The 19586-nt window shown below is 49.7% G+C and carries 11 protein-coding genes; 6 read left to right on the top strand and 5 right to left on the bottom strand.

Annotated features, from left to right (window positions below):
- The first annotated feature begins 11 nt into the window (after nt 1-11).
- Complete coding sequence (locus SIB58_RS09875) at nt 12-3356, top strand: type 2 lanthipeptide synthetase LanM family protein (RefSeq protein WP_082823450.1); 3345 nt, start codon at nt 12-14, stop codon at nt 3354-3356.
- Nucleotides 3357-4228: 872 nt separating this feature from the next.
- Nucleotides 4229-4537 carry a Nif11-like leader peptide family natural product precursor gene (locus SIB58_RS09870; protein WP_231857178.1) on the top strand — a complete coding sequence of 103 codons (309 nt, stop codon included), beginning with the start codon at nt 4229-4231 and terminating at the stop codon, nt 4535-4537.
- Between the two features lie 227 nt (nt 4538-4764).
- Here the strand turns inward: SIB58_RS09870 and SIB58_RS09865 are convergent, their stop codons facing one another.
- Nucleotides 4765-5820, bottom strand: a complete 1056-nt coding sequence (locus SIB58_RS09865; RefSeq protein WP_066911473.1) for a hypothetical protein — start codon at nt 5818-5820, stop codon at nt 4765-4767.
- Between the two features lie 611 nt (nt 5821-6431).
- Nucleotides 6432-6812: an Npun_F0494 family protein gene (locus tag SIB58_RS09860; RefSeq protein ID WP_066911470.1), complete on the bottom strand. Its 381-nt coding sequence runs from the start codon at nt 6810-6812 to the stop codon at nt 6432-6434.
- Between the two features lie 55 nt (nt 6813-6867).
- Between SIB58_RS09860 and SIB58_RS09855 the strand changes: the two genes are divergently transcribed.
- Nucleotides 6868-7440, top strand: a complete 573-nt coding sequence (locus SIB58_RS09855) for a Maf family protein (protein WP_066911467.1) — start codon at nt 6868-6870, stop codon at nt 7438-7440.
- Here the strand turns inward: SIB58_RS09855 and SIB58_RS09850 are convergent.
- Complete coding sequence (locus SIB58_RS09850; RefSeq protein WP_156487739.1) at nt 7400-7717, bottom strand: hypothetical protein; 318 nt, start codon at nt 7715-7717, stop codon at nt 7400-7402. The genes SIB58_RS09855 and SIB58_RS09850 overlap by 41 nt on opposite strands.
- A 980-nt stretch (nt 7718-8697) precedes the next feature.
- Between SIB58_RS09850 and SIB58_RS09845 the strand changes: the two genes are divergently transcribed.
- Complete coding sequence (locus tag SIB58_RS09845; protein WP_156486794.1) at nt 8698-8988, top strand: hypothetical protein; 291 nt, start codon at nt 8698-8700, stop codon at nt 8986-8988.
- Here SIB58_RS09845 and SIB58_RS09840 read toward each other — a convergent pair.
- Together SIB58_RS09840 and SIB58_RS09835 are read right to left on the bottom strand one after the other, a co-directional pair.
- Nucleotides 8889-9161, bottom strand: coding sequence for a hypothetical protein (locus SIB58_RS09840; protein ID WP_369813455.1), 273 nt, complete (start codon nt 9159-9161; stop codon nt 8889-8891). The genes SIB58_RS09845 and SIB58_RS09840 overlap by 100 nt on opposite strands.
- Before the next feature lie 283 nt (nt 9162-9444).
- Nucleotides 9445-9687 (bottom strand): hypothetical protein, encoded by a 243-nt coding sequence (locus SIB58_RS09835; protein ID WP_066911455.1) that lies wholly within the window; start codon nt 9685-9687, stop codon nt 9445-9447.
- Nucleotides 9688-9777: 90 nt separating this feature from the next.
- Here SIB58_RS09835 and SIB58_RS09830 point away from each other — a divergent pair, with 90 nt between their 5' ends.
- Nucleotides 9778-10191, top strand: coding sequence for a hypothetical protein (locus tag SIB58_RS09830; protein WP_156486795.1), 414 nt, complete (start codon nt 9778-9780; stop codon nt 10189-10191).
- Nucleotides 10192-10253: 62 nt separating this feature from the next.
- Entirely contained in the window at nt 10254-19115 is an 8862-nt protein-coding gene (locus SIB58_RS09825) for a YadA-like family protein (RefSeq protein ID WP_156486796.1), read from the top strand.
- Nucleotides 19116-19586 lie beyond the last annotated feature (471 nt).

The following is a 19586-nucleotide window of genomic DNA, read 5'->3' as shown; positions in this document are numbered from 1 at the left end:
TGCATCAGCTGATGGACGCCGAAAAGGTTTCCCCTTCTGAATCATCCTCTGGTCCATCAATTACTCGCGACGATCTCGAAGACCGGCAGCCTGGGCTTGGCGAAGCATGGCTGGACGCGATCGCACCTCAGGAACGTGAAAAGCTTGAGCGTCGCTTTGCATGGGCTGGACTTGATCGTCCTGCTCTGTACAGAGTGCTCGATCAGCTTGAGCAACCCAACGAATCCTCGAGCACGGAGACCTGGTTTCAGGAACTGACTTTTCTGCAGGCAGCACTGCGCAGTGATGCTGAACGTGAGCTTGAGCCTTATGTCGCGGAAGTCTCGGAGGAGAATCCGGATCAGCTCCCTTTCCGCGACCTGTGGATTCCCGCGGTTGATGCTTTCGTCGCGCGCCTGCGTAGCAGCTTGGACGATCTCCAAGATCGCAGCATCAATGACCAGGTTTACCGCTCTTTAGGTCAGTCACTGCTCACCAGGTTGAGCAACATTTCTGAACAGGCCCTGTTCGAGCAATTCAATCTGCAGCGGCCTCCGGGAGCGATGTTGCTGGCCCATCTTGGTTCAGGTGGTGATGGCCAGGGTCCTCCTGTCAGGGAGTACTACGAGCGGTTCATCAGGGAGCACCGATGCGATGGATTGGCATCGTTTCTGGAGACGTACCCAGTGCTGGGACGATATCTGGGGCAGGTCTGTGGTGATTGGCAGCATTCCAATGAAATGCTGCTTCGGCGGATTGATGCTGACACGATTCCCTTGCAGCAGCTCTTTGGCGTCGCTCCTGAGATGGAGTTGTCCGGAGTCCATCAGGGCCTGAGTGATCCCCACAACCATGGTCAGGTTGTGAGCATTCTGAAGTTTGCTCAAGCTGATGGAAGTTCTTCCGTGCAAGTGGTCTACAAGCCCAAAGACATGGGTGTGGACTTTGCTTACCAGCAGGCACTTGAACATCTCAACAGCGTCAGCACACTGACGCCGCTGCGCAATTTGCGGATTCACTGCGGAAACGACTACGGATACATGGAGCATGTCGAGCATCGTCTCTGTGCAGGAGATGATGAACTGGAGCGCTTCTATCGCAATGCCGGACGTTTGACAGCCGTGCTTCATCTCCTCGGCTGCACTGACTGCCATTACGAGAACTTAATCGCCTGCGGGGATCAGCTGCTGTTGATCGATACCGAAACTCTGCTTGAAGCTGATTTGCCTGATCATGTTTCTGATGCCTCTGATCAACAGACAACTCTGTCTCAGTCGGATCTTCAGAAGAGTTTTCAGAATTCAGTGCTTCGATCAGGTCTGATGCCGAACTGGCTGTTTGTCGGTCAGGCCAAGATCGCTGTTGATATCAGCGCTCTAGGCATTGCCCCCCCCTCCAGTCCTCTGACAAAGGGGCCGGGTTGGCTGGGGCTGAACAGTGACGGGATGATGGCCGCCCAGATCAGTCGTCCATCACTGTTGCCCACCAGTCTTCCAGTGGGGGTTGGTGCAACCAATGGTCTCAATGCCCATCTTGAGATTTTCTGCCAGGGATTCCGTGAGCAGTGCGCTGAATTTGAGAGGACGCGTGAGGATTGGACCAAACCTGGTGGGGTCCTCGATCAGTTCCGTGGTCTTCCGCGTCGCATTGTGCTGCGGGCCACCCGTGTTTATTTCGCATTGCAGCGTCAGCAACTTGAGCCAGCTGCTCTGCGTTCGTCTCTCCGCCAGGGACTGGTGCTCGAGCAGCTCACCCGCAGTTTTCTGATGGCCAGCGAACAACCGCTGCACTGGCCTGTGTTTGAAGCTGAACTGCGTCAGATGGAGCGTCTGGATATTCCATTTTTCGTGCATTCCATCGATGGGCAGGATTTGCCCTTAGTTGACGGCATGAAGCCCGTTGAAGGGTTTATGGAAACCAGTGGTCTGGAGTCGAGTCGTCAGCGTATCGCTGAATTGGATCCAGCAGCCGTTGCTTTCCAGGAGCAATTAATCCGCGGTACCAGCCGTGCGCGCATCTCCACTGAAGATGGCCGAAGTTCCCGAAATGGTGTAGCGCCCGATGTTGACGTCGTGACGCTTACGCCTGAACAGCTCCACGAGCAGAGCCGTCGTCAGCTCAAGTTGCTCGAAGAGATTGCCATTCGCGATACAGATGGCCTCATCGACTGGTTAGGAATGGATCTTGGCAGTGATGGTGAGAGTTTCTGCTTCGGCCCTGTTGGTACCTCGCTTTACGGTGGATCCATCGGTGTTGCTTTACTGGCATCCCATTTCGCCGACGAGCCTGGTCCAGCCGAACTGGTCGAAACTTGTTTGAAACCTCTGCTGCAGATGGGTGAAAAGGACCGCGATGGTCTCCGCCTGCGCTGGTGGCGTGACCAGGCGCTTGGCTTGAGTGGTTGCGGCGGTTCTCTGCTCTCGATTCAGGAATTGTCGACCTGGGGACCGGAATCACAACAGCCAATGCTCCAGGAGCTGCAGACCAGACTCATCGAGGCATTGCTTCCGGAACATATTCGCTCCGACCTCGGTCTCGACGTGATCGCTGGTGTGACCGGTCTGATTGGGCCTCTGCTCAGGGATGGTTCGACACGAGCTCTGGACTTGGCTCTCGTTGCCGGAGATCATCTTCTGGGTCTCCAAAACGAACAGGGAGCTTGGGGTAGTCGTGGCAAGGAGCCCTTGCTCGGCTTTTCGCATGGAACCGCTGGATATCTGGCTGCGCTTGTCAAGCTGGGGCAGCAGCTGGGTGAGCAGCGTTTCCTCGATGCGGCGGCTAAGGCTCTCAGCTATGAACGTGAGCGTTTTGATGCGGAACACCTCAACTGGCCCGATTACCGGGAGTACCAACCCGATCAGCCGAACAAGTTCATGACCTCTTGGTGCCATGGTGCACCTGGAATCGCCTTAAGCCGGGCTTGTCTGTTTGGCTCTCCGCTCTGGGATGAGCATTGCGTTGATGAAATGGCTAATGCTCTGCAGACACTCACTGCGCTGAAGATGCCCTGGTGTGACCATCTCTGCTGCGGCACCTTCGGAAATGCCGGAATTCTTCGCGTTGTGGCTGAGGGGCCATGGGCGAAATCCGTCGCAGAGTCCGTCCGTGCGGATGCGATCGAAAGATCGTCTGAGCTTGTTGCTCAGGCGGTCTCCATTGCCAATCAAAATGGCGGAGCTTTCCGTGGTTTCGGCACGGCCGACGGCAACCTGCTGCTGCCGGGTTGTTTTACAGGAATCTCCGGGATGGGTCTGGCTTTGCGTGATCAGCTGAATCGCGATGATCGTCTCGGCACGCTTCTGACCATTGGCTTGCTTTCACCCGCGGGGGAGATTGCGACGACACCAGTGCATCAGAAGGCTTCCAAGGCCTGCTGAAGGAATCCCGATTCCGGCCAGGTGATGAAGCAGGTCTCTGGCCAGTGGGGGCAAGCCAACACGCTCTGTGAACGCCTAACACTGTCATCAACTTCGCGTCATTCGGCTACCAACCCAATCTTGGATGCACCCACTGACAATGCACAAGAGTGATGATTGATCCCATCAGCTGGCATGTTCTCAGCGATGAAATTGAACAAGCGAAAAAGCTCCATTTGACTTTAGATGTCAACCAGGAGGTTCGAAATTTTTACTGCCGTGCATATTTTGATGGCTTGGAAACAGACCATGGCAATGTTCACGCATGTTTGTTAAAAACAATTAGCAGAGATCAGTAACTCCATAGTGAGTTGCTTCGGAAATACAGGTGATCTTTTTTGTTTCAATGAGATTGGAATGCTGCGGTTCTTTCCGATAAGTGAAAGGTTCTCTGTCTGAAAATGTTCTCTGTCTGAAGAGTCCAGCTAATGTCTTGCCCGCATGCTGCTTGTTTTTCAGGAGCCCGGGCCGGGCTTGCCGAGGCGAACCTGCTTTCAGTAAAAGAGTCACGCGCTGTTGTTGCAAAGTTTGAGATATTGTCTTCGATAAAATCGCAAACAGTCGAAATAAGGGATGTTCAGGTGGTTGAAGGCCACCCCCGCATGTAGACCATTCAGCCCCTGATTGAGCAGAGATAGCGGAAGGGCAGGGGTGAACTGGGTGCTGACTATTGGTCAGATCAGCGAGGACATGCGTAACGGATCAGCTGGATATCGAAGGGTGCTGACTGATCGCTTTCCAAACAGAGAGCTCACAATCGCTTTGTTTGATCGTTCAGTTTTTGCGATCATTTCTGTTTGCCCCGCTGCGACCTGTCAAGATTAATATCGTAAATGTTTGTAGATGACATTTTTGATCAGATTCGCTACTTTGAATTAGTTATTTTAAAATCAATGTCTAAAGAGCAGCTCGATGCCTTCATGGCCAAGGTCAAGACCAATGCAGATCTTCAAGCCAAGTTAAAGGATTCAAATTCACTGGATGATGTTCGTGGCATCGCCAAGGAGCATGGTCATGAAATCGATGCCAGTGCGAAGCTGAGCCCTCTCAGTAGTGAGGAGCTTGAAGAGGTTGCCGGGGGGTGGTGCGGAAACGCTTGCACAAACTGGAAATGGTCCAATGGCGCTGGAACTGGCTGCTGAATCATCACGCTGCTGAAGTTCTTCCTTTAACCCCCCCCTTTCTCATACAGGGGGGTGTTTTTATTGAAAGGCTTATAGATCATCGCTTGTTCGGGAATCAGCGAATTTTGTAACTGGCTTAATCAGGTGACTATGAACACTCCAGCGAATTGATTTCTTTTAAAACTTGTAGATGAGATTATTCACCTTTCGCTTTTTGTCGTTTCTAGACGCTGTGTTTGCAGGCTTTATTGATGCTGATTAGGTGTCAGGTCACTGATGGCATAGAAATAGCCTTTTACACTCGTGTGGCCACGTTGGAATGACAACTTCAAGTGGGATGGAAGTGCCAGATAAGTGATCTCTTCTTGTTCAAAAATCCCAGTCTCAACCATCCAGCTAGGATATGATTCGCACGCTCCGATGGGCAGACCGGCACAGAACTGCTCGATAATCACGCGTTGATCTGGACTCAGCTTGCATAGCCAATCAAGCACTGGCAATGCATTACAATGGCAGGCTCTAGGCCATACAGATGGAAAGATTTCAATGGACAATCGTGGCAGGAAAGCCTGTTGTTCAATGTCGTAATCAAGGCTGTAACTCAGAGGCTGAATCCCTTCGGGGTGTATATTCTGATTCGCAAGACGTGTGATCACTCCTGATGAGTGTTTGACCACCTTGCTGAAATACTTTTCCAGGAAATCCTCTGCGGCTTTCGCTTGAGTCGTTTGTCCAATCACTTTGATCGTTTGCCCCCTTCCGCACATGATTCCAATCTGGCTTGGTAATCCTGTGACACTCAGAAAATCTCGCAAAGGTTGATGCTCCTGGTATTTAAAATCGGGATAGGCTCTGCTCTTGATCAACAATTCAGTGATAATTGCATAGGCATTGATGACCGTTGAAGTTTTGTCCAGAGTTTGGAAGATTCCCGCTAGTTGGAGTTCGTTTGAATGATGGTCAAACTCAGTAAAATACTGATCAATAAGGAAGTTTCTGAGTGATTCGTTGTCTAGGAGTGCGCCTAGGGATTGGGCAAAATCGGGAATGCCAGAGTCTTTGATCTCCAGGATCTCTCGATTGCCATAAAATGATAAATCAACTTCGTCTGCACATAATTGATTGAGCGAACACTCAAGGATCAATCCTGTTTGTCTCTGGTTTAAATGATTTCGCAGTTTCTCGTGAGCTTTGATGAGTGGCAGATCATTATCTCTGATGAGCTTTGAAGGCAGAAACTTGTATTGTTGACCTTCCAGCCATTTCAGTGGTTTAACTAGATTTCCTGCCTGACTGTGCACTCGGTTGGTGGCTGTCGGCCGTGATCTAGTTCCTTAAATCATAGATGATTTAGCTTGTCAAGGCAACATCTTTCTGTGGTTCGAATATGTCTCTATGTCGCAAAGGGTCATCGCTAGGAACTTTAATCAGATGGCCATTCTTCTTTGGTTGTTGTGTGCAGCCTCGTCTTAAGTTCGTTTTGTCATCGATTGTTGTTGTTATCGCCATCTTTTGTTGATTATCTCCCGCTGTAAAGTCTTTATTCAAAGGTTGGATATATCTTGATTTCCAGGCATGTTGTCTTTAATTGATCTCAGAGTCGCTCAAGTATTGTTCCGTCAAAGCCTGAGAGATGTTCTCCAGTGCAGTGGTGTATCACATTGCGTTTCAGCGCTCTTTAGAGCACTGAAGTCATTGGCAACTGTCCTCCGCCACTGCTGGTCCCCAGCAGCATCAGCAAAGTCAGGCAGGGTGTTCTGTTCCTTGCCTTTCACGTGAGTTTCTAAACCAGCATTGCACGACCCAGCCGGCGACTTCGTCTGGACTCTCGTGACTTGTCAGTGATGCGTTTTTCACCTGTTGGCTACAACAAAGTTTTCTGGTAATCGTCTTGCTGCCATGGGGGTATCGCTTACCAGCGGGGACGATTGCGACGACACCAATGCATCAGACGGCTTCCAAGGCCGGCTGAAGGGATCGTTTCCTGCCAGGGGATCAGGACCTCCCTGCCAAGAGGGGTTAAACGCACCCGTTCCGTCAGCCCCTGACCGTCAACCTCCCGACGCAGAACTCCCAGTTGAATCAGCCAGATCAGCAGATCCTCCGTCTCCCTTGCATTCAGCCGCCTTCGTGTCTGTGACGACCAGTCAGATTGAGCGACCAGTTCACTGCTGCTCAGAGCTGCCTCTTCAACGTTGCGGTAGAAGCTGCGTTGGAAAGGAAGGCAGCGCACGGCTTGGCGTGCCCGCCCCAGAGCATGCCTTGTGAGTTCGCTTGGGTCCTGAAGTGTCACGCCTGACGTGCTGTCGGTGCCATTCTCGTTCTTAATGCCGCAAACTGAGACACCAATGTTGCTGCTGGCTTCAGCATCCCCGGCCAGACGTCGTCTTCTGGAACAGGCTGCCATTCCCCACCGCGTACAGGTCAGCGGTGTCGATGAAGACGCCATTCAGGATTCCGATCCGATCGAATTGGTGAGGCGCCTGGCGCAGGCCAAGGCGATCGCCGTCCGTAGCCAGCTCAATGACGCCCAAATTACAGCTGTGCTCGGCTGTGATTCGTTGTTTGTTTTTGCTGGTCAGGTGTACGGAAAGCCCACTGATTCGGCTCAGGCGGTGGACCGCTGGCAACAGATGCGTGGATCCTGGGGTGATCTGCATACGGGCCACTGCCTGATGCCAGGGCAGGGTGTGACGTCGCAGCAGCCGCTGCTTGCATGTGTGACCACACGTGTGTTGCTTGCCGATCTCAGCAATCAAGAGATTGAAGCTTATGTCGCTAGTGGCGAACCGCTTCGCTGTGCCGGAGGCTTTGCCTTGGAGGGCCTCGGAAGCTCCTTTGTGGAACGTCTCGATGGTTGTTATTCGAACGTGATCGGGCTCAGCTTGCCGCTGCTGCGCCGTTGGTTACCGCAGATTTGATACAGCGCAAGGCAGGACGTTGCCATTTTTCGCTTGCCGTAGCTAAGTCAAGGACAGTTGCTTTGTGGGTGGTCATGACCCGTTTGATTGGCCTTGTCATTCCTGTCGTCTCGTTGGCCTTGATCCCGCCGTCATCCGCGCTTGAGCCTCTGCAACGTTCCTTGGCCAGTTCACCTGTAGTTGCATCAACAGCACAGCCACTGGATCTTTCATCAGAGCAGACCCATTTCAGTGAGTCTTCCAAGCGTTTTGGAGATTCTGATGGTTCATTAGTCATGCCCGTTGCACCAGGAGAGAAAGGACGGCCTCCATCTGGTCATTCCTTGATTGACCTCAACTTCTGATGTTTTTTAAAACGGAATAGGTTGAATTGATATGAGTTGGTTGATTATCAATTTTTTGGACATCAGTCGTCATCTGTTCGCCTGATGTGGTTCGAACTCTTAAGAAAAATGATGCTACACGTTTAATCTTTTGGGCTCGAGGTGTGCCAGGTCTGGTTGATGAAGTCCATGGTCTATTCATTAATGCTGGAATATTCAACAGTTGATCAAGCTGCATTTGTTAGTGCTTTTGTTGTGATTTAAGGTCAATTAAGGCTGGCCCTTTCCCTAAAGATCTAGAGATAATCCTTGAGATACAGCAGATTTTGATTGATAAGTTGTTGTCTGAATCTGGGTTAAAATAGTCGTTGTCAATGTTCTGTTTGTGAGGTGATGCCTGCGGGGATCCTTTGGGCGAAGTGCACGCCTTTGTGGGTCTGTTTGTATCTATTCTTTTGGATTGTTTAATTGCTGTTCAATATGATTCTTTTGTTTGGGTGTCTTGTGTTTGCTGTTTGTGCATTAAGAAGATTGACTATGAACTATCAAGTTGCCTTGAATACAAGCGCTACTCCCGTTTTTCAACTGGTCAAATTTCCACACGGTATGGATATTGAGTGGATTGATGAAATGCTGGAAGATCAACGCTTCAATCGTTTTCTCGGCTACAAAATCAGTGAGATGACGCTTGAATCGTGCAATGAGGTCTTTTAGCAAGTGTTGAATCGAATATTAAGACTACCGAAAAACAGTTTAAGCTCTCAAGTTTTATTGTGTATGAGTTTCATTCCATGATCAACAATTCCTTCTGCTCCTAGAAGGCGGCGTTCTTGGCCTTGAAAAGGGTGTGTTACAGCAATGTGATTGGTTTTATCTTTCCTTTGTTTGAATCTTGGCTCGTTCAGTCGATAATCAATGGGTATGCATGGGACCCATGGCTCAGCAATCGTCGACATCCTCCTCCTCCGCTTCTTCCTCTGGGCTTGAGATCAACGCAGCCACTGATGCAACTTGGTCAGCGGTCGCTGATAGCTTGCCTGAAACGGTGACGATCAATGGTGTGGAGTACAAATCCGCTGACCTCAACGGAAATGCCCGCAAATTGTTGTCGATTTATCTTGCCGATCAGAAAATTGTTGGCGAGCAGAAGGAGCTCGTGGCACTCGCTGAGCTGGGTTTGAAGTCTCTGTTGGCAGAAATTGAGAGCAACTTGCCTGGTGCTTGAGTGAAGAGGTGGCTTTTGTTGCGGCTAATCTCAAGCAGGACTCGTCCAATCGGAGTGAGGCGTACCCGTTCAGTGAGCCCTTGCCCATCCACTTTCCTGCGCAGTACAGCCATTTGAATGAACCAGAACAGAGCGCCTTCTGTGCTGGAGCGAGCGAGCGGTTTTCGGCTCATGGCTTTCGTTTGTCTTGGCTGCTGAGCTGCGGGCTACTTCAAGCAGCCTGTTCGAGTTGGTCATAAAACGCACTGCGAAACGGCAAACAGCGCGCGGCTTGGGGTGCCATATCAAGGCCTGTCCGATACCAGGATGGTGGAGGAGGTCACGACTTCGCTTCTTTACGTTTCAGTTTTACCATTGCACTGCAATCGTTGCCGCACCATCGACCCCTTGCGTCGCCCTTGTTTTAAGCAGGCGGTATTGGGATGGCCCGCATCAAACTGGTTGATGTTTCTTGTTTCATGTGTTGCTGTTGGCATCCGCGTCTCCATCGATGACGGCGGCTCTCGGTTGTGATTCGATGCTCGCCTTTGAGGGAGAAGTGTTGGGTAGGCTTTGGGCTGTTTGGAAGGCTTCGCTTGAGAAGGAAGTGGAGGCCATTATGTCCAGCCAATGGATGGCTGTTTTGTAAATGTGATTGGCTTGAGTTTGCTTCTTCTCAAGGATGGTTGAGATCAATATCAAAATGATCGCTTTCGGCATTCTTCGAATTCAGGTTTGAAAAAATCTCGAGTTGAGGCCTTGACAAATCAAGGGAGAACCTTGTTTAGTGGTAGAGAATTTGGCCTTTAAATGTTTTTTCAATTGCGGCGTTTGGCTTTAAGTGGATCTTGCTTTGTAGTTCTCTTGGGTTGTTTGTTTCCTGCCATAGCTGGCGCTCAGTCAATCCAAAATCGCGTGGATCCGATGAGTAAGGAAGCTTTTGCACTATCTATCAAGCAGGCAGCCCTGACTGTTTGTGCATTAAGGAGATTAGACATGGACTATAAAATTGCCTTGAACACAAGCGCTACTCCCGTTTTTCAACTGGTCAAATTTCAATACGGCATGGATATTGAAGGGAATGATGAAAAACTCGATGAACAACGCTTCATTCGTTTTCTCGGCTACAAAATCAGCGAGATCACGCTCGAAGCATGCAAAGAAATTTTGCCTCCCAATGTTGAATTGACTATTCAAAAAATCAAGGACAAGCTCAATCCTTAATCATTTTTTAGTTTTTCGCTTCTCAGCTAACTCTAAGATTTGCGCGTTTAGTCTGAGCAGCCTTGAAGTCTCGTCACAGCCTGCTGCTTCTGTGGGTCTTACAAGTCTCAGTTTCTCTTTATTCTGGTGCGGCGCGATCAGGTTCATATGACGCTGGAGGTGGTACTGCAGGAGGAGAGGATGCTGTTGCAATCGGAGAATCCGCCAGCGCAAATGGAAATTATTCAACAGTATTAGGTGCTGCTGCTAGTGCAACGAATATTGGCTCTATCGCCATAGGTAATGCTTCACGTTCCTTGGATCAAGGCGCCACAGCTTTAGGTTTGGCTGCAATCAGCAACGGTACTGATGCCATTGCTGTTGGATCGAATTCTTCAGCGCAATTGAATCAGAGTATTGCGGTTGGAGCCGATGCCAATGCAAGCGGAACAGCTGCGATTGCTGTTGGATCGAATAGCAGTGCAGCAGCTGATGGAGCAACAAGCGTCGGTCCTAATGCAGTTGCAGCGGGCACCACATCACTTGGCGTTGGATCGAATGCTGCAGCGCAATCGAATCAGAGCATTGCAATAGGATCCGAATCTAATGCAAGCGGAACAGCTGCGATAGCTGTTGGATCGAATAGCAATGCAGCCGCGAATGGATCAACAGCGGTAGGCCCGAATGCTGTTGCAGCCGGTACAACGGCACTTGGTGTTGGATCAAATGCTGAAGCAAGTAATGTTAATGCTATTGCTATTGGCACTAATGCAATCGCTAACGCAAATGGATCGATTGCTATTGGTGCAGGTGTCGTAGCAAATAAGGTCAATGGAATAGTTATTGGGGATAGCAATTCTAATTATACTCTGCCAGGATTGGCTACATCTAAGAGTCTTAAAAATCTTCCAAAGTCGGTTCAAAACGTAACTGTTGCTCCAGATTCTGACTCTACAGTTTATCAATATACCTTAAGCGGTAGTGATGGCGTTTATTACGCAGTAGGCGCTTCCAATATTCCCTCCAGTGCTACATCGAGCTCGGCAACTGATTTCACGGGTGTTCGCTACTCTTACACGATTGATGGTCAAACCGGTACCCAATACAGTTATGGAAAACCTAATGCAAAATCTGGTGCTAATACTCAATCAATAGCGGCAACTAATGTTGCTTACAAACAAACAATTAAATATACGAATTATTCTAATGGTAATGGATGGACTGCCCAAGCAAAGGGATTCAACGCTAGTTCGTTCATGCTTGATGCAAACGGAGATGTATACGCAACTGCCCCTGCAAGTTCGAACGCGACTTATTACCTAAATAATGGTACTTTAACTTCTGCTGCTGATTCTGCCACTAGCACATACGTTTGCAATCAGACTTATGCCGCGAACGGTAAGACGAGTGATTCTTGCATCCCACTTCCTGCTTCTTCATCGAGTTCTTCCACGAGTTCTTCATTAAGTTCATCGGCGGTTTCTTCCCAACTATCTTCATCAAGTCCTCAATCTAGTTTTAATGTTAATACTGCAGGATTGGTCGATAGTCTTGCTGTTGCTGCGGCAAGTTTGCTTGGTGGAACGTCAAGTTCTTCGACTATACCTGTTGCTCCGGGGGGAATCGATACTGGCACATATTATGGCTCATGTATTAATTTAGAGGATTCATCTCTAACGATATCGGGAGACGGTTCTTTCTCTGCTCAAGGTGAAATCGGGCTTATGCAAGTTACCAGCCTGGAGACTGATGAGTTTTCTGGTGAAGTTACTGCGATTATTTTAGATGGATCAGTTGATTGTGGAGGGCTTTGTGGTGGTGGAGGTTCTGTTGATGGTGCCACAAATATCGTAGGTGGCGGTGAAATTGAAATGACCGACGTCAATATCGATGATGCAAATATAACGATTGAAAATGGCGGATTGTTTTCAGCCAATTGGACTAACGAATTAGTGAACCTAAGCGCCTGTGGTGGTGGCACAGGAAGGTTTGACTTGGGTGGTATTGCTTTAGAGGAAAGTACTCTCGCCATAGGGAGTGCTAAGACTAGTGCAACTGCTGCTGAATCAATTGCGATCGGCGTAGGTGTGGAAGGAGCCGATGTTGTGGCAGGTAGTGCGATCGCAATCGGAAGCGATGTAGAAAATACTCTAGGAGCAGATAATATATTAATTGGTTCAACAGTTACTAATACTAGTGGTGAATCTAATATTTTAATTGGTAGTAATATTACTAATGCTCTTGGTGCAGGTAATGTAGTAATTGGTAAAGGAGTTGGTGTTGGTCTTGCGGCTGGTCAAGTCGTTATAGGTAATGGTGCTGGATCAACTGGTGCTGGTTCGATTGCGATAGGTAATGGCGTATCGGCAGATGTGGCTGGCTCGATTGCCATGGGTGATGGAGCGGCCGCCGATGGCGGTGCTATCGCGATTGGTAATGGTGCAGGCACTGGCGCGGCTCTTGGTGCTATTGCGTTGGGTAATGGCGCTGGAACGGCAGGTAGCGCTGGTGCCATTGCAATTGGTAATGGTGCAGGTACTGCTGTTGGAACAAATCAAATCGCGATTGGTAATGGTGTTAGGGCTATTGACGATTCAACAATCGCTATTGGCTACGGAGTAAGCGCTACTAAAGATGGTGCAGTAAGTATTGGGGCAAGCACTAACGCAACTGGTGCACAATCACTTGCTTTGCTGAGTGCCACAGCTTCCGGAGACAATTCGATAGCCATTGGATATATGACTAATGCGACGGAAACCAATGCAATTGCATTTGGTACGGATGCACGCGCATTAGCAAAAAACTCCATGGCATTTGGGGCAGGGTCTTTCGCCAATAAAGACAATTCCTCTGCGTTTGGTGCCGGGGCGATTGCGAATGGCACGAGAGCCAGTGCAATCGGATATTTAGCTAACGCACAGGGTGTAGATGCACTGGCGATTGGCGTTCAAGCTTGCGCCTTGGGAATTAATTCCTTAGCAATTGGTACTCAAGCTGTTGCCTCCGGAGTCGATTCCGTTGCTATTGGATCCGTATCTAAAGCCTCAAATTACGGATCCATTGCTCTAGGAGCGAATGCATCATCAACTGGTACCAATGCGATTGCGATTGGTACGAATACATCGGCCACGTTTAACAACTCCTTTTTGATTGGTGCAGGAGCTAAAGCCAACGGTATTGGTGCAGGAGCGATTGGATATCTGGCGAACACGCAGGGCCAAGACGCGATGGCCGTTGGCGTTAAGGCTTGCGCGTTAGGGAATAATTCTTTAGCCCTTGGCACTCAGTCTGTTGCCTCTGGCGTGGATTCGATTGCGATTGGTTTTAGCTCATCGTCAACTAATACAAATTCTGCATCCATCGGAACCAATGCGACGGCGAATGGGATTAATTCCATGGCCTTTGGTGCCAATGCACGTGCAACAGGAACCAATTCAACAGCAATTGGTGCTCAGGCTTTTGCGAATCGGAACAATTCTTTTGTGATTGGTCCCAACACCACAGCTTGTGGTGTGAATGCGGGTGCGATTGGAGCTAGCGCCAATGCCAATGGGACTTCATCGTTGGCGATTGGTGTTCAATCGTTTGCTCAGCAGACGAGTTCCCTAGCTCTGGGAACAAATGCGTCCTCGATCGGGAAGAACTCCACTGCCATTGCTGTGAATGCCTCGGCAACGGGCGCGAATTCGATGGCGATTGGTTATTTCTCCACATCGAATGGGGTGAACTCTGCGGCTTTATCGGTTCAAGCCAATGCATCAGGAAATAACTCTGTTGCCTTGGGTGTTTTTGCTAACTCTCAGGGCGGTAATGCCTTGGCTTTTGGCACGAAATCAATTGCCGTTGGCACGAATTCCACCGCAATCAGTTCTAATTCTTCTGCCATTGGGAACAATTCCATCTCCATCGGTGTGGATTCACAAGCCACAAAGACGAATGCTCAGGCCTTTGGTGTTTCAGCGAAGGCAACAGCTGTTAACGCCACTGCCATTTCTGCAAATGCAACAGCATCAAGTCCCAATTCAATTGCCATTGGTATTGATTCCCTATCGAGCGGGGAGGATTCCGTTGCAATTGCTGCCAAGTCAAAATCAACAGCTGAAAATTCTTTGGCGTTCGGCGTTGAAGCCCAGGCGACTGCACTGAATACGGTGGCGATCGGAACGCAAGCGATTTCAAATCAACTCGGTGCGTTGTCGTTTGGTGCGAACGCTACAGCCACGGCGAACTACACGATGGCCTTTGGTGTTGGTGCCAATGCGAATGAAAATAATGCAATGGCAATTGGACATGCTGCAGCAGCTTCATCTGCCAACAGCATTGCGGTCGGCCTGGATGCTCAGGCGAGCGGCACGATGTCGATGGCATTGGGTTTGAAATCGCGATCGCTTGATACGGAAACGATTGCGATTGGTGCTTATTCGAATGCGAGCAAAACGAATGCCACGGCCTTCGGAACCAATGCCAATGCCTTAGCTGTCAATGCGATGGCGATGGGTACGAATTCGTTAGCCAGTACAAAAGATGCTTTTGCCGCTGGTCTAGAGGCGAAAGCAACGGGTGTGAACAGCATGGCCTTGGGGATGCGTTCATCAGCCACCAACACCAATGCTTTGGCCTATGGCTCCTTGGCCAATGCCACAGGAAATAATTCGATGGCAACCGGTACGCAGGCGTTTGCGAATGCATCAGAAGCGATTGCCTCTGGTGTGAAAGCAAAGGCCACAAAGACTGGCGCCATTGCCTTTGGTGCCTATGCGAATGCCACGAATGTGGAGACGATCGCAATGGGCGGATTTGCGCAAGCGATTGGTGCCAACAGTACGGCGATTGGTGTGAATAGTTTCGCCAGTAACGAGAAAGCGCTTGCAGTTGGAGCCTGTAGTCAGGCACTTCAGAGTGGGGCGATGGCGCTTGCTGCCTATTCATTAGCGAATGGAACCGATGCGATCGCCGCTGGTTATGGAGCGAAAGCGATTGCCGATAACGCGATTGCGATTGGTACCAATACCTTGGCGAATGCGAATGATGCCTTTGCAGCAGGATTTAACGCCCTAGCCACAGGCGTGAATTCGATGGCCTTGGGTAGTTCTGCCAGTGCAACAGTAGATGGTGCCTATGCAGCAGGATTAAAGGCAAGTGCCACTGGAATTAATTCTGCTGCATTTGGAACATTGGCTAATGCCAGTGGGACTGCATCGTATGCCGTTGGTTTGTTGTCCAAGGCGACCGAGACCAATGCCACGGCCTTTGGAACCAATGCAACAGCAAGCAATGTCAATAGTTTTGCGATTGCTTCAAATGCAATAGCAACAGGTCTTGACTCAGTTGCGCTGGGAGTTTCTGCAAGTGCCACTCAGAATGAATCGTTTGCTGCAGGTACGCAATCGCAAGCTGTTGCCAATCAGGCTTTAGCTTTCGGCGCTAATGCGAACGCATCTGGAAACTATTCTCTTGCTGTGGGTTCCAATTCTCAGGCCAGTGGTGAGAATGCTCAAGCTCTTGGTGATCAGTCCACAGCGTCTGGAAATAGTTCCTTCTCGGCTGGTGCTAATTCACAAGCAACAAATACCAATTCGGTTGCAATTGGCACAGGGTCGTCTTCTACGAATACATCGACGTTGGCTCTAGGCACAATCGCACGTGCCAGCGGTTTTCAATCCACTGCGATTGGCTTTAAGGCCAATGCATCGGCTTACGATTCTGTCGCTGTCGGCGCGCAGTCTTTTGCTAATGCAAATAATACGATTGCCTTTGGTACTTCATCAAAAGCGACTTCTCAAGGGGCTATGGCTTTTGGTCTTAAGTCACAGGCCAGCGCTGATGATTCGATTGCCATTGGCTATAAGTCTCTAGCGAATCAAGACAACAGCACAGCGATTGGTTCTAACTCCAAAGCGACAGGTTTGCGCTCGATTGCCTTTGGTCAGCAAGCGACAGGAAGTGGATCCGATTCAATTGCAATTGGCTATTTATCCAACGCTGTCGATCGAGATTCTCTTTCGATCGGTACGAGTAGTGTTTCCACTGGAAATGAAGCATTTGCTTTTGGCACCCGTGCAGTCGCAAGTGGTGAACGCTCCACAGCCATTGCCACCAACGCTTCTGCCGTTGGTGTGAACTCCGTTGCTTTTGGCGTAAATGCTGATGCTGTTGGATTTAATTCCTTTGCTTTTGGACAGGGGGCGATTGCTCGCGGAAACAACGCATTTGCATTTGGTCCCGGTGCAAGAGCGATCGGCGATGACTCTTACGCCTTTGGTGATAGTGCTCGAGCTGCATCGTCTGCCAACGACTCTTTGTCGACGGGGGCGAATGCAAGTGTTTTTGCTGGTGATGCATCCGCATTCGGTCTCGACTCTTTCTCAAGTGGCACTCGCGGTTATGCCTACGGGACCGCGTCTCGCGCCTTGTCCGATGATGCGTTTGCCTATGGCACCGATTCGCATGCTGTGGCTGTTAATTCAACGGCTTTTGGCACAGACAGCCTCAGCCGAGGTGTGAATTCGATGGCCTTTGGTCTCGAATCAATCGTTGGTACTCAGTCTCCTAATTCTTCCGCCTATGGAGTATCGGCCTATGCCAAGGGATCGAATGCATATTCAATGGGTACAGAAGCAAACGCTAATGGTGTCAATGTAACGGCGTCAGGAACTGGCTCCAGAGCCATTGGAACGAATACAAAAGCGCAGGGTGTGAATGCATTCGCCGTTGGAACGAATACAAAAGCGCAAGGTGTGCAAGCCTATGCATCGGGAGTGAATGCAATGGCGTCAGGTACATCTGCAAGCGTCATTGGCACCAATGTGCGTGCATCAGGAACGGGTGCCAGCGCTTCAGGGTTTAATTCAATCGCAAAAGGAGTTGGTGCGTATGCAAGAGGAACCAATGTGCGCGCTGAGGGAACATCGTCTTCAGCGACTGGTTTCAATACTTCAGCGTCAGGAACGGGTGCGAGTGCTTCAGGGGTCAATTCAGTTGCAAAAGGAGTTGGTGCGGTTGCGAACGGAATCAATGTGCGTGCGCAGGGAACTTCGTCTTTAGCCAGTGGTGAAAACACATCAGCATCCGGAACGGGTTCTCGTGCAACAGGGTTGAATGCATTTGCAACCGGTGTTGGATCCACAGCGAGTGGTACCAATGTGCGTGCGGAGGGAACATCGTCTTTGGCCATTGGTGAAAACACGTCAGCATCAGGAACGGGTTCCCGCGCTTCAGGTACGAATTCATTCGCAGCGGGTGTTGGAGCCACAGCGAGTGGCACCAACGTGCGTGCGCAGGGAACGGGCGCCATTGCTTCAGGTACGAATTCATTCGCAGCGGGTGTTGGAGCCACAGCGAGTGGCACCAACGTGCGTGCGCAGGGAACGGGCGCCATTGCTTCAGGTTTTAATTCAATCGCAACAGGTGTCGGAGCCACGGCAACAGGAACCAATGTGCGTGCGGAGGGAACATCGGCTTCTGCAAGTGGAGTGAATACTTCAGCCACAGGATCGGGAGCACAATCTTCAGGGGTTAATTCATTCGCCAAAGGAGTTGCTGCTGTAGCCAATGGAACCAATGTCAGCGCTGTGGGTACATCTGCAGAAGCGACTGGAACGAATACACAATCTTCCGGTGTGGCTGCCTACTCCAGCGGCAGTAATACTCAGGCTTCTGGAACCAATGCCAGGGCAATCGGTTTCAATGCCGTTGCTCAGGGCACTGATGCAATGGCTGAAGGTCGCAATGTCATCGCGATTGGAACAGGAGCCCAAGCTCTGGGCTACAACACCAACGTTGTTGCAATCGGCACGGATGCCTTTGCTAACGGCACCAGTGTGATTGCCTTAGGCGAGCGCGCCAGTGCCACATCGCGCTACTCAACCGCTGTTGGATTTAATTCACGTGCAACAGCTCCCAATGCGATGTCGATTGGATCATCCTCCAAGGCGGTTGGCACTGCCTCAACGGCAATTGGTAATGCTGCATTTGCTGGTCACTATGCAGCAACGGCGTTGGGGAATAACGCGCGCACTGAAAAAGACCACCAGGTCGCGTTGGGTTCTAAAAAATCCCCATACTTGTTGCCTGGATTGGCGAATCCAGATTCAGGGTTTGTTAATGATCGCTATCAAGGGCAGGGAGAGAAGCGTTTTGTGACGACAGATCAGAAAGGTAACCTTGGCACGACCAGTTTCAGTATCGATTCTCTCTTAGATAGCGTGGGTGCTGTTGGAGCCCTGAGTGCATCATTGGGCGCCATACCTCAAACGACTCTTCTCCCTGATGAAAATCTCCGTTGTGGAATCGGAGCCGGTGCTTACGCCAATCAGTGGGCGGGTTCATTTGGATGTGCAGTGAAAATGCAGGAACGTTTCTTCCTGAATGCTGGTCTGGCTTCTACTACAACCAATACACTTGGCGGTTCTTTGATGGGTCGGGTTGGATTCTCTTTTGGCTTTGGTGGCAGACCTCCCAAGGCTCAATCCGAGCAACTCTCGCGATTGCCAAGTGCGTCACCAACATCGGCGTCATCGTTTATGGAAGCCGGAATGGATGTGCCGTTCCTTGATGCAGACGAGCAATCATCAGAGATGATTGCTTATCGGACGCAAGAACCAGCTGTCATTTCAGCGATTGAACCCACTCATTCACAAAAAGATTCTGCGGTGCTGCTTGATTCTGATTTGTCCGATTCTGCCGATATGGAGATCAGCGCCTTACGTGATCTGGTCTCAAAGCTTCAGGAAAAGATTACTGAGCTGTCAAGGCAATCCGATGACGATCCGGATTCTGCTCGCTTGCAGGAGCTGGAGTCTCTGCTGGAATCAAAGAGAAAAAGAGAGGAGGAGCTGTCTATGTTGCTGCAAAAGTTAGATGCACGCGTTAGAGACCAAGAGGTAATACTTAAGAAACAGCAGATTTTGATTGATAAGTTGTTGTCTGAATCTGGTCTAAAATAGCCGTTGTCAATGTTCTGTTTATGAGCTGATGCCTGCGGGGTATTCTTCGGATGAAGTTCAAGTGTTTGTGGGTCTATTCGTATCTATTCTCTTGGATTGTTTAACTGCTGCTCAGCATATTTCTTTTGTTTGGGTGCCTTGTGTTTGCTGTTTGCGCATTAATAAGATTGGCTATCAACTATCAATTGGTCTTGAATATAAGTGCTGCTCCCGTTTTTCAGCTGGTCAAATTCCAATGCGGTATGGATATTGAGGGGATTGATGAAAAACTGGAAGGTCAACACTTCATTCGTTTTCTCGGCTGCAAAATCAGTGAGATTAAGCTTGAATCGTGCAAAGAGATCTTGCCGCTAGGTGTGGAATCGTATATTCAGACTATTAAAAAATAGTTTAAGCTTTAAAGTCTTTTTTTGTTTTTTGAGTTTCATATCGTGATCAACAACTCCTTCTGTTCCTGGAAGGACGGTGTTC

Origin of the sequence: Synechococcus sp. MIT S9504 (assembly GCF_047497135.1) — a bacterium.
GTDB lineage: Bacteria > Cyanobacteriota > Cyanobacteriia > PCC-6307 > Cyanobiaceae > Synechococcus_C.
The sequence above is the reverse complement of the archived record's forward strand: the minus strand, read 5'-3'. Positions and strand labels throughout refer to the sequence as shown.

Coding starts and splice junctions, on each gene's coding strand:
- SIB58_RS09875 (WP_082823450.1), top strand. CDS start 12: ATGGACGCCGAAAAGGTTTCCCCTTCTGAATCATCCTCTGGTCCATCA.
- SIB58_RS09870 (WP_231857178.1), top strand. CDS start 4,229: ATGTTTGTAGATGACATTTTTGATCAGATTCGCTACTTTGAATTAGTT.
- SIB58_RS09855 (WP_066911467.1), top strand. CDS start 6,868: ATGTTGCTGCTGGCTTCAGCATCCCCGGCCAGACGTCGTCTTCTGGAA.
- SIB58_RS09850 (WP_156487739.1), bottom strand. CDS start 7,717: ATGACTAATGAACCATCAGAATCTCCAAAACGCTTGGAAGACTCACTG.
- SIB58_RS09845 (WP_156486794.1), top strand. CDS start 8,698: ATGGCTCAGCAATCGTCGACATCCTCCTCCTCCGCTTCTTCCTCTGGG.
- SIB58_RS09840 (WP_369813455.1), bottom strand. CDS start 9,161: ATGAGCCGAAAACCGCTCGCTCGCTCCAGCACAGAAGGCGCTCTGTTC.
- SIB58_RS09835 (WP_066911455.1), bottom strand. CDS start 9,687: ATGCCGAAAGCGATCATTTTGATATTGATCTCAACCATCCTTGAGAAG.
- SIB58_RS09830 (WP_156486795.1), top strand. CDS start 9,778: ATGTTTTTTCAATTGCGGCGTTTGGCTTTAAGTGGATCTTGCTTTGTA.